The sequence below is a fragment of the Streptantibioticus rubrisoli genome, assembly GCF_024436055.1.
GTDB lineage: Bacteria > Actinomycetota > Actinomycetes > Streptomycetales > Streptomycetaceae > Streptantibioticus_A > Streptantibioticus_A rubrisoli.
This window is the reverse complement of sequence record NZ_JANFNH010000005.1, coordinates 1-13,234: the sequence shown is the minus strand read 5'-3', so window position 1 is coordinate 13,234 and position 13,234 is coordinate 1. Positions and strand designations below refer to the sequence as shown.

Here is a 13,234-nt window from a genome sequence, read left to right as displayed (position 1 = left end):
ACAGCATGTCGATGGGATGTGCTGCGTCTCTGATTGGCCAAGGAGGCCCACAACTCATGCAGTCCATACCTGTGGACACATCCCGGCTCGGCGCGCTGCGGTGCGTCGTCGGGCCGGAACCGAAGATCACGAATCAGGAGACGAAGGAGGTCAAGAAGGACCGGGACGGTAAGACCGTGTACACGGTGGGGCTGTCGGTGCGCCAAGACGGGCGCCGGGCCTCGATCATCGAAGTCGCGGTCACTGGTGAGCCGGTCGGCGTCGAAGAAGGCGCCCTGGTGAAGGTGACCGGCCTGGATGCCTTCTCGTGGGCGATGGGTGATCGGCACGGGATCAGCTTCCGCGCGGCGGCCATCACCCCCGTCCCGGACGCCCCCGCGCCGTCAACGGCCCATGCGCGTAAGGGCGGTGGTGCCTGATGGAACCCATCGTCCTCGCGCTGGTCCTGATCTTGCTGGCCTGGCGGTTTCGACTCGGTCGGATCGTCCGCGAGCGGCGTCCGGCCTGGTACTGGTACCTGAGTGGCTACCCGGTCGCTGCGGTGCGTGTGTTGGCGTCGTGGCGGAAGGTCTCTCAGCTCAACGACCTCTCTGTGACGCACAAGCCGACGCGGGCCGTGCTCGGCGGCCTGGCGGTCAAGGGTGAAGCGCTGCGGCCGATCGCGCCGCGCTTCTCCTTCCCGCGACCGACGCCCAACGGCTTATCCGTTGTCGTGCGGCTGCATCCGGGGCAGACGCCGGTGCCGTTCCTTGCGGCGGCGGATGCGTTGGCGCATGCGTGGCGGATGTTTGCGGTGCGGGTGACCTCGCCGGAACGCGGCGTCGTCCACCTGGTCGCCACCGCGGCCGATCCCCTGGCGAACTCCGGGACGGCTCCGCCTTCCGCGTCGGCATCGTTGCTGACGGCGCTGGTTGGGTGGTTGGAGAACGGCCAGGCCTGGCTGATGGACTTCCGGCGTGTGCCGCACTGGCTGATCGTCGGCGCGACCCGGTCGGGCAAGTCCACGCTGCTGGCCCGGTTGATCACCGAACTTGCCCCCCACCCCGTGGCGCTGGTCGGGATCGACTGCAAGGGCGGGATGGAACTGGGCATCTTCGCCCCGCGCCTGTCCGCCCTGGGCACCAACCGGCGCGAAGCCTTGGCGGTGCTGTCGGCGCTGGTGGTCGACATGCAACGCCGCATGCACACCTGCCGGTTCGCCGGTGTGCGGTCGATCTGGGACCTGCCGGAAGACCAGCGGCCGATCCCGGTCGTGGTGATCGTGGATGAGATCGCCGAGCTGTTCTTGACCTCTGGCAGCAGGGAGGAGAAAGCGGAGGCTGAGCAGTGCTCCACCTACCTGCTGCGGATCGCCCAGCTCGGCGCGGCACTCGGCCTGCACCTGGTCATCGCCGGGCAACGCGTCGGCTCCGACCTCGGCCCCGGCATCACCGCGCTACGTGCCCAACTCGGCGGGCGGGTCTGCCATCGGGTCAACGACCCCGGCACGGCAGAGATGACGCTCGGCGACATCAACAAGGACGCGGCCATCGTCGCCCAGTCGATCACCCCCGAGGAACGCGGCGTCGCGGTCACCGCCTCCGAGGAGGGCGGCTGGGTGCGCGGTCGGTCGCACCTGACCACCGTGGCTGACGCCAAGGACGCAGCCGCGCGCTACGCGGACATGGCGCCGAACCTGCCGGGTCTGCGGCGTGCCCTGGAAGTCAATGACGGTGAGGAGGGCACGGCATGAACACGTCGTCCCTGAACACGACCATGCCGGTCGCGGTGATCTTCGGGATCGTCACGCTGCTGCTGGTCCGCTCCAAGGACGTGAAGTTCTGGGAAGCGCTGTGCATCGGCCTGTTCGGCTTCTACGTCGCACTGACCCCGATGGGCTGGGCCGTGATCGGCGTCATCAACTGGCTGCTCGGCGGCTTCCTCCACCACTAACCACCCCCTTCGGGAGGCATCCCCACTGTGCCCATGCACCGCGTGATCTGCCCCATCTGCAAAGGCGAACGCACCCGCACCACCCGCACCGGCCACCGGAAGCGCTGCCGCTGCTGCCGAGGCCAAGGCACCATCCGCTAACCCCCCGAACAACCCCCTGACAAGGAGTGATCGCCATGGATGCAGACCCCTCTGCCCCAACCATCCGCGCCGCTTCGGCGGCCCACCCCGGGAGGTCCCCACCATCACCGCGTCCAGCGGAACCATGACCCCGGCTGACCGGCGCGTCACACTCGACCGTGCGGCGCGCCTGCGTCAGCTCTCCACCATCGACCGCGACATCCTCACCCGCGCCCAAGACCCGCTGTTCCAGCGTTGGCTGGAGCAGATCCGCGCCACCGGCGGGTGTGCCCACCCGATCCACCTGACCGGCTCCACCACCACCCGGGACGCGGCTACCGGCGAGGTGATCCATCACTACGACACGGCCGGTGAACCCGGTGAGCGTCTTCTCGTCCGCTGCCGCAACCGCCGTGCCACCGTCTGCCCGGCCTGCTCCCGCCTCCACGCAGGCGACACCTACCATCTGGTCCGCGCCGGACTCGTCGGCGGCAAGACCGTCCCGGCAACGGTCCGCGAGCGGCCCCGGCTGTTCCTGACCCTCACCGCCCCGTCCTTCGGCACCGTCCACCGCACCAGCGACGGGAAGCGCTGCCAGCCTCGACGCGACAGCGGCCACTGCGAGCACGGGCGTCCGATCGGCTGCGGCCTGGTCCACGCCGACACCGACCCGCAGGTCGGCCAACCACTGTGTACCGCCTGCTACGACTACCCGGCACACATCCTGTGGCACGCGTACGCGGGAAGGCTGTGGAAAGCGTTCACCGACAACCTGTACAACCACCTCGCTGCCCGCGTCGGCCACACCCGCACCGACCTGCGCCACACCGTCCGCGTCTCGTACGCCAAGGTCGCCGAGTACCAACGACGCGCCGCCGTCCACGTCCACGCCGTGGTCCGCATCGACGGCAACGGCAGCCCCGACGCGCCGCCCCCGATCTGGGCGACTGCGGACCTGCTCGCCCAAACCGTGCGCACCGCGGCTGCGGCGGTCAATCTCCGCGCCCCCTACAGCGCGGCACTCGGCGAACACGAACTCACCTGGGGCGCCCAACTCGACACCCGAACGCTACGGGCCTTCGGCGCCGGTGACGGCCTGGCCGACGATGCCGTTGCCGCCTACGTCGCCAAATACATCACAAAAGGCGCCAACGACACCGGAGTCGGCGCGGACCACCGCATCACCGACCCTGCCGAGATCGACCAGGCCCCAGTATCGCCGCACGTCCGCACACTCATGCACACCTGCTGGCGCCTCGGCAGCCTGCCCGAACTCGCACCGCTGCGCCTGCGCGCCTGGGCTCACACCCTCGGATACCGGGGCCAGGTCCTCACCAAGTCCCGCCGCTACTCCACCACTTACGCAGCCCTGCGCGCCGAACGCGCCGCACACGAACGCGGCCCCGACCTGGCAGACGCCCCGGGCACGGTCACCGACTCGCGCTGGCGTTACATCGACTCCGGTCACAGCCCCGGCGCCGCCCTCATCGCCGCCGGAATCGCAGAAGACATCGCCCGCAACCGCGAGGTCGCCCGCGAGGAACTGGCAGAGAGGGGGGCCAGTTGCCGGACCAGAAGAAGGTGATCACTCGCGAGGAGTGGATAAAGAAGCACCTCGATCGAGCCCCGGCACGTGATCGGGCCTGGGTGCGGCGGCTGCTCGTCCTTCATCGGACCTGACAGTGAAGAAGCCCCGGACAGACGCCCGGGGCTTCTTGGTGTCTACTCTCGCCAGACTGGTTCGATCAGATCGGGGTCGAACTTGCGGGCTCCTCGTCCGGCTGGGTGGATCAGCACGGCCGAGAGGCTGTGGAGAATGATCGCCTGCTGCCTCTCTATTGGTAGATCCTCAAAGTTCTGGCCGATGTCAGCGCCGACGGACTCCGCGCGCCTGGCTTCCTTGCGGAAGCGTGCTCGCTCAAGCTTCAGCTCGTCGCGTTTGCGCTCCAGGTCGGGAAGGAGCTGGAGCAGGGTAGACACGCTGAGCCTTCCAGCCTTCTTCGCCTTGATCAGCTTAGCGATTTCCGATTCGGTGTCCGCTAGTTCGGCTTCCTTGGGCCAGCGGGCCTCTACGGGGATGTCCGCCGCGGCGGCTTCGCGGCGCTGTTCTTGCAGCACCAGATCGATGATGAACTCGTCTATCGGTTCGCCGACGCGTCCGACCTTGCCGCAGCCTCCGTTGACCTTGGAGCACTGGTAGGTGAACTTCGCTGCCTTGGAGCCGGGCTTCCACTTCCTGTTGACCTGTCCACGGATCTTGTTGTGGCACAGTCCGCAGCGAGCGATGCCGGAGAGCAGGTACTTGCGGGCGATCGATTGGCCTGGCGCCTTGCGTTTGCGCTCGGCGACCGCTGCGCAGACGGCTTCCCACTCCTCGACCGTGTTGATCGTCTCCCACTCGCCGATGACCGGTTGTCCCTCGTCGTCGTGAAGGATCTCGCCTCGGTACGTGCGGTAGCCGCACAGCCGGGGGTTAGTGAGGATGTGCTCCAGGTGGTGGTGGGCCATCCTCTTCGTTCCCTCGCGGGGGTGTCCGAGTCCGGCTTCCTGCCACCGCGTGCGGATGGTGCCGATGCGCACTCCGGCGAGGATCTGCTTCTGGGCTTCGCGGATGTGCCGTGCTGCTTCGGGATCGACCGTCTTTCCGTCCTTCTGCCAGCCGTACGGCGCCGGTCCTCCGTTCGGCTTCCCCTGCTGCGCCAGCTCAAGATGCTTGCGCTTGATGCGGCGCGAGGTGTCATGGGACGACTTGTTGGCGAACGCCACCATGACGCGGGCCATGGTCCGCCCGTCCGCTGTCGACAGGTTCACGTCGTTGGTGACGGTGGCGAAGACGAGTCGGGAGCGCTGGTCGTAGATGTCGATCAGCCGTTCAAGGTCCCTCGGCTGCCGGGCCAGCCGGTCGAGGTCGTACGCGATCACGCCATCGACCAGCCCGGCGTCTAAGTCCGAAAGCATCAGCTCGAACTCGGGGCGGCGGACGTTGCGCTTGTACGCGGACACGTCGTTGTCCTCGTAGATCTTCGCGACTCGCCAGCCACGTAGATCGGCCAGTCGCTCGCAGTCCTCGCGCTGTCGGGCGACTCCCAGGCCGTCGCCCTCGTCGTCTCGTGAGATCCGGGTGTAGATGGCGATCTTGCGTGCCATGCTCGGTTCCTCCCCCGCCCTGGCGGTACGCCCGCGCCAGAGCAAGGAGAGGCTACTACCCTCATTGAGTTCATTTCGTCTGGAGCGTGGAGCCGCCCGTCGTGCGCCGGGTGGGCCAGGTCCTCGACGCCTGACCCGTTACCGCGGCGCCCGCAGGCGTTACAGCGTCGGCAGCTTGAACAGCACCAGCAGCGCGATGAGTTGGATCGACGAAGCGCCCAACGCCTTCTGCCACGGCAGGTCGTGGGACTTGCTCACCATCGAGGTGAGCAGCGCCCCGCAGGCCAGCCAGGTCAGCCAACCCAGCACCTGGACAAGGCCGTTGCCGCCGCCCAGGAAGAGGGCGAACAGCAGTCGCGGGGCGTCGGTGAGTGATGTGATCAGCATGGACAGGCCGATCGTCGGCGCCCAGCCGCCGTCCCCGCCGAACTGCCTGGCCAGCGCATGGGTGACCGCACCGGTCATCAGGCCGCTCAGCACCACCGCGACCGCGGTGCTCAGCACCCACGGAATGCTGTTGGAGAAGGTGGAGTTGAGGACATCCTTGCGAGCGGTGTCGAAGCCGAAGACGGCCAGCAGGCCGTAGACGAACGTGACGATCAGCGCCGGGCCCCACACCTGGTAGTCGCGCATCTGCCAGAAGGTCTGGCCGGGGCGCAGCGCTATGCCGCTGAGCAGTTCCTTCCAGTGCAGCCGGGGCCCGGTGGGCGGGGCGGCCGACTGGCCCGCGCGGTAGGTGGCGACATGACCGTCGTCGTACTGCCCGTCGTCGTACCGTCCGTCGTACTGTCCGCCGTCGTACTGCTGGTACGGGCCGCTGTGCGCGTACGCGTCCGGGGCCTCGCCGACGGCGAACGCCTGGGTGTGGCCCGGGGCGTCGTCGTACCCCGTCGGCCTGCCGTACGACGTGCGCGTGTCGCCGAAGTACTCCGGCTGGCCGGGCGGGGGCATGTCAGGCCGGTACCCGGGCTGGGTGGGCTGCTGGTGCGGGGGGTAGCCGCCGCTGTGCTGAGTGGGACGGGGCCACTGGGCCTCGGCCTGGCCTCGTCCGCGTCCGATCCTGAATCCTGCCACGCTCCCGAACGTACCCGTATCCGGCGTTGGGCGGGTCCCGTCCCCCGTTTTCGGCCGGGGTTTACTACCAAGCTGTGACAAGTCAGGGCAGGCGCGCAAAGAAGTCGGCCGGGACCGCTGGTTGACGCGGTCCCGGCCGTATCAGCCGCAGCGAGTGCCTACTTCGCCGGTTCCGGCTCCGGCTGCTCGGTGGACTGCGGGTCACCGGCGGGGCCCGCCGGGGCCTTCACCGAGTCGAGCAGGAGCTGGGCGACGTCCACCACCTGGACGGACTCCTTGGCCTTGCCCTCGTTCTTCTTGCCATTGACCGAGTCGGTCAGCATGACCAGGCAGAACGGGCAGGCGGTGGAGACGATGTCCGGGTTGAGGGAGAGGGCCTCGTCGACGCGCTCGTTGTTGATGCGCTTGCCGATCCGCTCCTCCATCCACATCCGCGCGCCGCCCGCGCCACAGCAGAAGCCGCGCTCCTTGTGGCGGTGCATCTCCTCGTTGCGCAGGCCCGGCACCTTGGCGATGATCTCGCGCGGCGGTGTGTAGACCTTGTTGTGGCGGCCGAGGTAGCACGGGTCGTGGTACGTGATGATGCCCTCGACCGGGGTGACCGGCACCAACTTGCCCTCGTCCACCAGGTGTTGCAGCAACTGGGTGTGGTGGATGACCTCGTACTCGCCGCCGAGCTGCGGGTACTCGTTGGCGATGGTGTTGAAGCAGTGCGGGCAGGTCGCGACGATCTTCTTCTGGGACTTCGGCTTCTTGGCCGCCGGGGCCGAGTCCGCGCCGGAGGCGCTGTCGTCATCAGTCTCGCCGAACGCCATGTTCAGCATCGCCACGTTCTCGGCGCCGAGCTGCTGGAAGAGGAACTCGTTGCCCAGGCGGCGGGCGGAGTCACCGGTGCAGTTCTCCTCGCCGCCCATGATGGCGAACTTCACGCCCGCGATGTGCAGCAGCTCCGCGAAGGCCTTGGTGGTCTTCTTGGCCCGGTCCTCCAGCGCGCCCGCGCAGCCGACCCAGTACAGGTACTCGACCTCGGTGAGGTCCTCCACGTCCTCGCCGACGATCGGCACCTCGAAGTCGACTTCCTTGACCCAGGCGAGCCGCTGCTTCTTCGGCAGACCCCAGGGGTTGCCCTTCTTCTCCAGGTTCTTGAGCATCGTCCCCGCCTCGGACGGGAACGAGGACTCGATCATCACCTGGTAGCGGCGCATGTCGACGATGTGGTCGACGTGCTCGATGTCCACCGGGCACTGCTCGACGCAGGCGCCGCAGGTGGTGCAGGACCACAGGACGTCCGGGTCGATGACGCCGTTCTCCTCGGCGGTGCCGATCAGTGGGCGCTCGGCCTCGGCCAGCGCGCTGGCCGGGACGTCCTTGAGCTGCTCTTCGGTGGCCTTCTCCTCGCCCTCCATGGTCTTGCCGCCGCCCGCCAGCAGGTACGGGGCCTTGGCGTGCGCGTGGTCGCGCAGTGACATGATCAGGAGCTTGGGAGACAGCGGCTTGCCGGTGTTCCAGGCGGGGCACTGCGACTGGCAGCGGCCGCACTCGGTGCAGGTGGAGAAGTCGAGGATGCCCTTCCAGGAGAAGTGCTCGATCTGCGAGACGCCGAACTGGTCGTCCTCGCCCGGGTCCTCGAAGTTGATCGGCTCGCCGCCGGAGACCATCGGCTGCAGCGCGCCGAGGGCCACCTCGCCGCTGGACTCGCGCTTGAACCAGATGTTGGGGAAGGCGAGGAAGCGGTGCCAGGCGATGCCCATGTCGGTCTTGAGGGAGACCGTGATCATCCAGATGAAGGAGGTCGCGATCTTGATCATCGCGAAGAGGTAGGTCAGGTTCTGCAGGGTGCCCAGCGACAGTCCGTGCAGCGCGGCGATCAGCGGGTACGACAGGAAGTACGCCGCCTGGTAGTGGTTGACGTCGTGCTGGGCGCCGTCGAGCGCGTGCAGCGTGTAGATGCACACGCCAATGATCAGGATCACGTACTCGACGAAGTACGCCTGGCCGAAGTTGGAGCCCGCGAACCGCGACTTGCGGCCCGGCCGCCTCGGGTGGTTCAGCTGGCGGATCACGATGAGCACGAGGATGCCCAGCGTGGTCATCACGCCGACGAAGTCCACGAAGACGCCGTACGGCGTCCAGTCCCCGATGATCGGCAGCAGCCAGTCGGCCTTGAACAGCTGGCCGAAGGCGTTGACGATCGTCAGGAACAGGGTGAAGAAGCCGACCGCGACGAACCAGTGCGCGAAGCCGACGATGCCCCACTTGTTCATGCGGGTGTGGCCGAGGAACTCCTTGACCACGGTGATGGTGCGCTGTTGCCAGTTGTCGGTGCGTGTCCCGGCGGGCACCGGCTGGCCGAGCCGTACGAAGCGGTAGATCTGCGCGAAAGCTCGGGCGAACAGCGCAACGCCGACCGCGGCTAGCACCAGCGAAACGACGATCGCGGCGAGTTGCATGAGGGGCTCCTCGGGCCTGCGAGAGCGGAGGTCGGTTAATGGGGATTACTAAGCAGTAACTTAAGTCGTCTTCCGAGATTACCCGTTCTGTTCGGGGTCATACAGTCGCTCACTCGGTGATCTGTGTCGCTGATCAGGGTGCCTGGTCGAGCCTTATGCGCCGCTGATTCGCAGGAGACTTGAGTCGTTCGGACTCATGTCTGTTGACACCCGCCTGGGTGTCCGGCACCCTTGAGTCAGTTCCACTCAAGTAGCTGGAGGATTCCACCATGGCACGTGCGGTCGGCATCGACCTGGGCACGACGAACTCCGTCGTCAGTGTTCTTGAGGGCGGTGAGCCCACCGTCATCACCAACGCCGAGGGCGCCAGGACCACGCCGTCCGTCGTCGCCTTCGCCAAGAACGGCGAGGTGCTCGTCGGTGAGGTCGCCAAGCGGCAGGCGGTGACCAACGTCGAGCGGACCATCCGCTCCGTCAAGCGTCACATGGGTACCGACTGGAAGATCGGTATCGACAGCAAGGACTTCACCCCGCAGCAGATCTCGGCCTTCATCCTGCAGAAGCTGAAGCGGGACGCCGAGGCCTACCTGGGCGAGAAGGTCACCGACGCGGTGATCACCGTTCCGGCGTACTTCAACGACTCCGAGCGCCAGGCCACCAAGGAGGCCGGTGAGATCGCGGGCCTCAACGTCCTGCGCATCGTCAACGAGCCCACCGCGGCCGCGCTCGCCTACGGCCTGGACAAGGACGACCAGACCATCCTGGTCTTCGACCTCGGTGGCGGCACCTTCGACGTGTCGCTGCTGGAGATCGGCGACGGCGTGGTCGAGGTGAAGGCCACCAACGGTGACAACCACCTCGGTGGTGACGACTGGGACCAGCGCATCGTCGACTACCTGGTCAAGCAGTTCCAGTCCGGCCACGGCGTGGACCTGTCCAAGGACAAGATGGCCCTCCAGCGCCTGCGTGAGGCCGCGGAGAAGGCCAAGATCGAGCTGTCCTCGTCCACCGAGACCTCGATCAACCTGCCGTACATCACGGCGTCCGCCGAGGGCCCGCTGCACCTGGACGAGAAGCTCACCCGCGCCCAGTTCCAGCAGCTCACCGCAGACCTGCTGGAGCGCTGCAAGACCCCGTTCCACAACGTGATCAAGGACGCGGGCATCCAGCTGTCCGAGATCGACCACGTGGTGCTGGTCGGTGGCTCCACCCGTATGCCCGCCGTCGCGGAGCTGGTGCGTGAGCTGACCGGCGGCAAGGAGGCCAACAAGGGCGTCAACCCGGACGAGGTCGTCGCCATCGGCGCCAGCCTGCAGGCCGGTGTGCTCAAGGGCGAGGTCAAGGACGTCCTGCTGCTGGACGTCACCCCGCTGTCCCTCGGTATCGAGACCAAGGGCGGCATCATGACCAAGCTGATCGAGCGCAACACCACGATCCCGACGAAGCGTTCGGAGATCTTCACCACGGCCGAGGACAACCAGCCGTCGGTGCAGATCCAGGTCTACCAGGGTGAGCGCGAGATCGCGGCGTACAACAAGAAGCTCGGCATGTTCGAGCTGACCGGTCTGCCCCCGGCGCCGCGCGGCGTGCCGCAGGTCGAGGTCACCTTCGACATCGACGCCAACGGCATCATGCACGTCGCGGCCAAGGACCTGGGCACCGGCAAGGAGCAGCGGATGACCGTCACCGGCGGTTCCGCGCTGCCCAAGGAAGACATCGACCGGATGATGCGCGAGGCCGAGCAGTACGCGGAGGAGGACCACAAGCGCCGCGAGGCCGCCGAGACCCGCAACCAGGCCGAGCAACTCGTCTACCAGACCGAGAAGTTCCTCAAGGACAACGAGGACAAGGTCCCGGCCGAGGTCAAGACCGAGGTCGAGACGGCGATCGGTGAGCTGAAGGAGAAGCTCAAGGGCGAGGACATCGCCGAGATCCGCACCGCCACCGAGAAGGTCGCCGCGGTCAGCCAGAAGCTCGGCCAGGCGATGTACGCCGACGCACAGGCCGCCCAGGCGGCGTCCGGTGCCGGTGAGAACGCGTCCAAGGACGAGGCGCACGACGACGTCGTGGACGCCGAGATCGTGGACGAGGAGCCGAAGAAGCGTGAGGGTGGTGCCGCGTGACGGAGGAGTCGCAGGGCTTCCCGCAGGAGCCTGCTGACGTCCCCGTCAACGCCGCGACGGCTGACGCAGACGACGCGGCGCAGGGCGCCGGGCCCGCCGAGCAGGCGGGCCCGGGCGCCCCGGCCGGGGAAGCAGAGCAGGGCGCGGATCGGGACCTGAACAAGGAGCTGGAGTCGCTGCGCGGCCAACTGGCCGAGCGCACCGCCGACCTCCAGCGCCTCCAGGCGGAGTACCAGAACTACCGCCGCCGGGTGGAGCGCGACCGGATCGCGGTCAAGGAGATCGCGATCGCCAACCTGCTGGGCGAACTGCTGCCGGTGCTCGACGACATCGGTCGGGCGCGCGAGCACGGTGAGCTGGTCGGCGGCTTCAAGTCGGTCGGCGAGTCGGTGGAGACGGTGGCCGCCAAGCTGGGCCTGCAGCAGTTCGGCAAGGAGGGCGAGCCCTTCGATCCGCTGGTGCACGAGGCGCTGATGCACAGTTACTCGCCGGACGTCAGCGAAACCACGTGCGTGCAGATCCTTCAGCCGGGGTATCGGATCGGCGAGCGGACCATCCGTCCGGCCCGGGTCGCGGTCGCGGAGCCGCAGCCGGGCGCGCCGGGCAAGGATGCCGCGGCGGAGTCTGACGAGGAGAGCGGTGGCCCGGAACAGGGCTGACGCGTCGGCAGTTGAGGTAGGAGAGGAGGGACGCCGGGGATGAGCACCAAGGACTTCATCGAGAAGGACTACTACAAGGTTCTCGGCGTCCCCAAGGACGCGACCGAGGCTGAGATCAAGAAGGCGTACCGGAAGCTCGCCCGCGAGTTCCACCCGGACGCCAACAAGAACAACCCGAAGGCCGAGGAGCGCTTCAAGGAGATCTCCGAGGCCAACGACGTGCTGTCGGACCCCAAGCGCCGCAAGGAGTACGACGAGGCGCGCACCCTGTTCGGCAACGGCGGCTTCCGGCAGGGCGGTCCAGCCGGACCGGGCGGGTTCAACTTCGACCTCGGCGACCTGTTCGGCGGGGCCCACACCGGCACCGGCACGGGTGGCGGGGGCTTCGGCGGCGGTCTCGGTGACGTGTTCGGGGGACTTTTCGGACGCGGGGGGGCGACGCGTACCCAGCCGCGGCGCGGTCAGGACATCGAGTCCGAGGTGACGCTGAGCTTCACCGAGGCGGTGGACGGGGCCACCGTGCCGCTGCGGATGTCGAGTTCGGCACCGTGCAAGAGCTGCGCCGGAACCGGTGACAAAAACGGTACGCCACGGGTCTGCCCGACCTGCGTGGGCACCGGGCAGGTCTCCCGGGGCTCCGGCGGCGGGTTCTCGCTCACCGATCCCTGCGTGGAGTGCAAGGGCCGGGGCATGATCGCCCAGGACCCCTGCGACGTCTGCAAGGGCAGCGGGCGGGCCAAGAGCGCGCGCACCATGCAGGTCCGGATTCCGGCGGGCGTCAGCGACGGCCAGCGGATCCGGCTGCGCGGCAAGGGCGCGCCGGGCGAGCGCGGCGGCCCGGCGGGGGACCTCTACGTCGTCGTACACGTCGGCGCGCACCCGGTGTTCGGGCGCAAGGGGGACAACCTGACGGTCACCGTGCCGGTCACCTTCCCGGAGGCGGTGCTCGGCGCCGAGATCCGGGTACCGACACTGGGCGGGCCGCCGGTGACGCTGAAGCTGCCGCCCGGCACCCCGAACGGCCGTACGCTGCGGGCCCGCGGCAAGGGCGCCACCCGCAAGGACGGTAGCCGCGGCGATCTGCTGGTGACGGTGGAGGTGGCGGTACCGCCGTCAGTGGACGGCAAGGCGCTGGACGCGCTGGAGTCGTACCGAGAGGCGACCGCGGAGCAGGATCCGCGGGCAGAGCTGTTCAAGGCCGCGAAGGGAGCTTGAGATGGACGGCCGGGGCGCACGCCGCAACCCGTACGAGCTGACGGACGAGTCACCAGTGTATGTGATCTCGGTCGCCGCTCAGCTGTCAGGGCTGCACCCGCAGACCCTGCGGCAGTACGACCGGTTGGGACTGGTGTGCCCGGACCGTACCGCCGGGCGTGGCCGCCGGTACTCGGCGCGGGACATCGAACTGCTGCGCCAGGTACAGCAGTTGAGCCAGGACGGCATCAACCTCGCCGGTATCAAGCGGATCATCGAGCTGGAGAACCAGGTGGCCGCGCTCCAGGCGCGGGTCGCCGAACTGCAGTCGGGCCTGGAGGGCGCCGCCGCCGCGATGCGCCAGCGCGAGGCGGCGGTGCACGCCTCCTACCGGCGTGACCTGGTGCCGTACGAGGACGTACGGCAGACCAGCGCGCTGGTGGTCTGGCGGCCCAAGCGGCAGGACTGACGCTTCGTCATGTAGCCGAGGGGTGCGGGGGGGGGGGGCGGGGGCGGTGAGGATGCCGTTGAGGAG

The 13,234-nt window shown here is 68.1% G+C and carries 11 protein-coding genes; 8 read left to right on the top strand and 3 right to left on the bottom strand.

Annotated features, from left to right (window positions below; genetic code table 11):
- The first annotated feature begins 56 nt into the window (after positions 1-56).
- The 4 genes from NON19_RS08050 (at position 57) to NON19_RS08035 (ending at position 3,637) form a co-directional block, all read left to right on the top strand.
- Positions 57-419: an SCO3933 family regulatory protein gene (locus NON19_RS08050; protein ID WP_255925992.1), complete on the top strand. Its 363-nt coding sequence runs from the start codon at positions 57-59 to the stop codon at positions 417-419.
- Complete coding sequence (locus tag NON19_RS08045) at positions 419-1,732, top strand: FtsK/SpoIIIE domain-containing protein (protein WP_255925991.1); 1,314 nt, start codon at positions 419-421, stop codon at positions 1,730-1,732. The genes NON19_RS08050 and NON19_RS08045 overlap by 1 nt, the downstream gene beginning before the upstream one ends.
- The gene (locus NON19_RS08040) at positions 1,729-1,932 is read left to right on the top strand and encodes a hypothetical protein (RefSeq protein WP_255925990.1); all 204 of its coding nucleotides are present in this window, start codon (positions 1,729-1,731) and stop codon (positions 1,930-1,932) included. Before NON19_RS08045 ends, NON19_RS08040 begins: the two co-directional genes overlap by 4 nt.
- 265 nt (positions 1,933-2,197) lie before the next feature.
- Positions 2,198-3,637: a replication initiator gene (locus tag NON19_RS08035; protein WP_255925989.1), complete on the top strand. Its 1,440-nt coding sequence runs from the start codon at positions 2,198-2,200 to the stop codon at positions 3,635-3,637.
- 137 nt (positions 3,638-3,774) lie between these two features.
- Here the strand turns inward: NON19_RS08035 and NON19_RS08030 are convergent, their stop codons facing one another.
- The 3 genes from NON19_RS08030 to NON19_RS08020 form a co-directional block, all read right to left on the bottom strand.
- Complete coding sequence (locus NON19_RS08030; RefSeq protein WP_255925988.1) at positions 3,775-5,199, bottom strand: recombinase family protein; 1,425 nt, start codon at positions 5,197-5,199, stop codon at positions 3,775-3,777.
- Between the two features lie 159 nt (positions 5,200-5,358).
- Positions 5,359-6,273, bottom strand: coding sequence for a Yip1 family protein (locus NON19_RS08025; protein ID WP_308213664.1), 915 nt, complete (start codon positions 6,271-6,273; stop codon positions 5,359-5,361).
- 158 nt (positions 6,274-6,431) lie between these two features.
- Positions 6,432-8,723, bottom strand: a complete 2,292-nt coding sequence (locus tag NON19_RS08020) for a (Fe-S)-binding protein (RefSeq protein ID WP_255925986.1) — start codon at positions 8,721-8,723, stop codon at positions 6,432-6,434.
- A 269-nt stretch (positions 8,724-8,992) separates the two neighbouring features.
- Here NON19_RS08020 and dnaK point away from each other — a divergent pair, with 269 nt between their 5' ends.
- The 4 genes from dnaK to NON19_RS08000 are packed head-to-tail and all read left to right on the top strand — an operon-like array spanning position 8,993 to position 13,168.
- Positions 8,993-10,846 carry a molecular chaperone DnaK gene (dnaK, locus tag NON19_RS08015; protein ID WP_255925985.1) on the top strand — a complete coding sequence of 618 codons (1,854 nt, stop codon included), beginning with the start codon at positions 8,993-8,995 and terminating at the stop codon, positions 10,844-10,846.
- A complete protein-coding gene (grpE, locus tag NON19_RS08010; protein WP_255925984.1) occupies positions 10,843-11,505 on the top strand; it encodes a nucleotide exchange factor GrpE in 663 nt (220 codons plus the stop codon). Before dnaK ends, grpE begins: the two co-directional genes overlap by 4 nt.
- A gap of 39 nt (positions 11,506-11,544) precedes the next feature.
- The gene (gene dnaJ, locus NON19_RS08005) at positions 11,545-12,720 is read left to right on the top strand and encodes a molecular chaperone DnaJ (RefSeq protein WP_255925983.1); all 1,176 of its coding nucleotides are present in this window, start codon (positions 11,545-11,547) and stop codon (positions 12,718-12,720) included.
- Between the two features lies 1 nt (position 12,721).
- Positions 12,722-13,168, top strand: a complete 447-nt coding sequence (locus NON19_RS08000; RefSeq protein ID WP_255925982.1) for a heat shock protein transcriptional repressor HspR — start codon at positions 12,722-12,724, stop codon at positions 13,166-13,168.
- The last annotated feature ends 66 nt before the right edge of the window (positions 13,169-13,234 follow it).

Bases quoted from the DNA above. Each gene is read 5' to 3' on its own strand.
- NON19_RS08020 (WP_255925986.1), bottom strand. From the start codon at position 8,723: ATGCAACTCGCCGCGATCGTCGTTTCGCTGGTGCTAGCCGCGGTCGGC.
- NON19_RS08030 (WP_255925988.1), bottom strand. From the start codon at position 5,199: ATGGCACGCAAGATCGCCATCTACACCCGGATCTCACGAGACGACGAG.
- NON19_RS08035 (WP_255925989.1), top strand. From the start codon at position 2,198: ATGACCCCGGCTGACCGGCGCGTCACACTCGACCGTGCGGCGCGCCTG.
- NON19_RS08045 (WP_255925991.1), top strand. From the start codon at position 419: ATGGAACCCATCGTCCTCGCGCTGGTCCTGATCTTGCTGGCCTGGCGG.
- NON19_RS08000 (WP_255925982.1), top strand. From the start codon at position 12,722: ATGGACGGCCGGGGCGCACGCCGCAACCCGTACGAGCTGACGGACGAG.
- NON19_RS08040 (WP_255925990.1), top strand. From the start codon at position 1,729: ATGAACACGTCGTCCCTGAACACGACCATGCCGGTCGCGGTGATCTTC.
- NON19_RS08050 (WP_255925992.1), top strand. From the start codon at position 57: ATGCAGTCCATACCTGTGGACACATCCCGGCTCGGCGCGCTGCGGTGC.
- dnaJ (WP_255925983.1), top strand. From the start codon at position 11,545: ATGAGCACCAAGGACTTCATCGAGAAGGACTACTACAAGGTTCTCGGC.
- dnaK (WP_255925985.1), top strand. From the start codon at position 8,993: ATGGCACGTGCGGTCGGCATCGACCTGGGCACGACGAACTCCGTCGTC.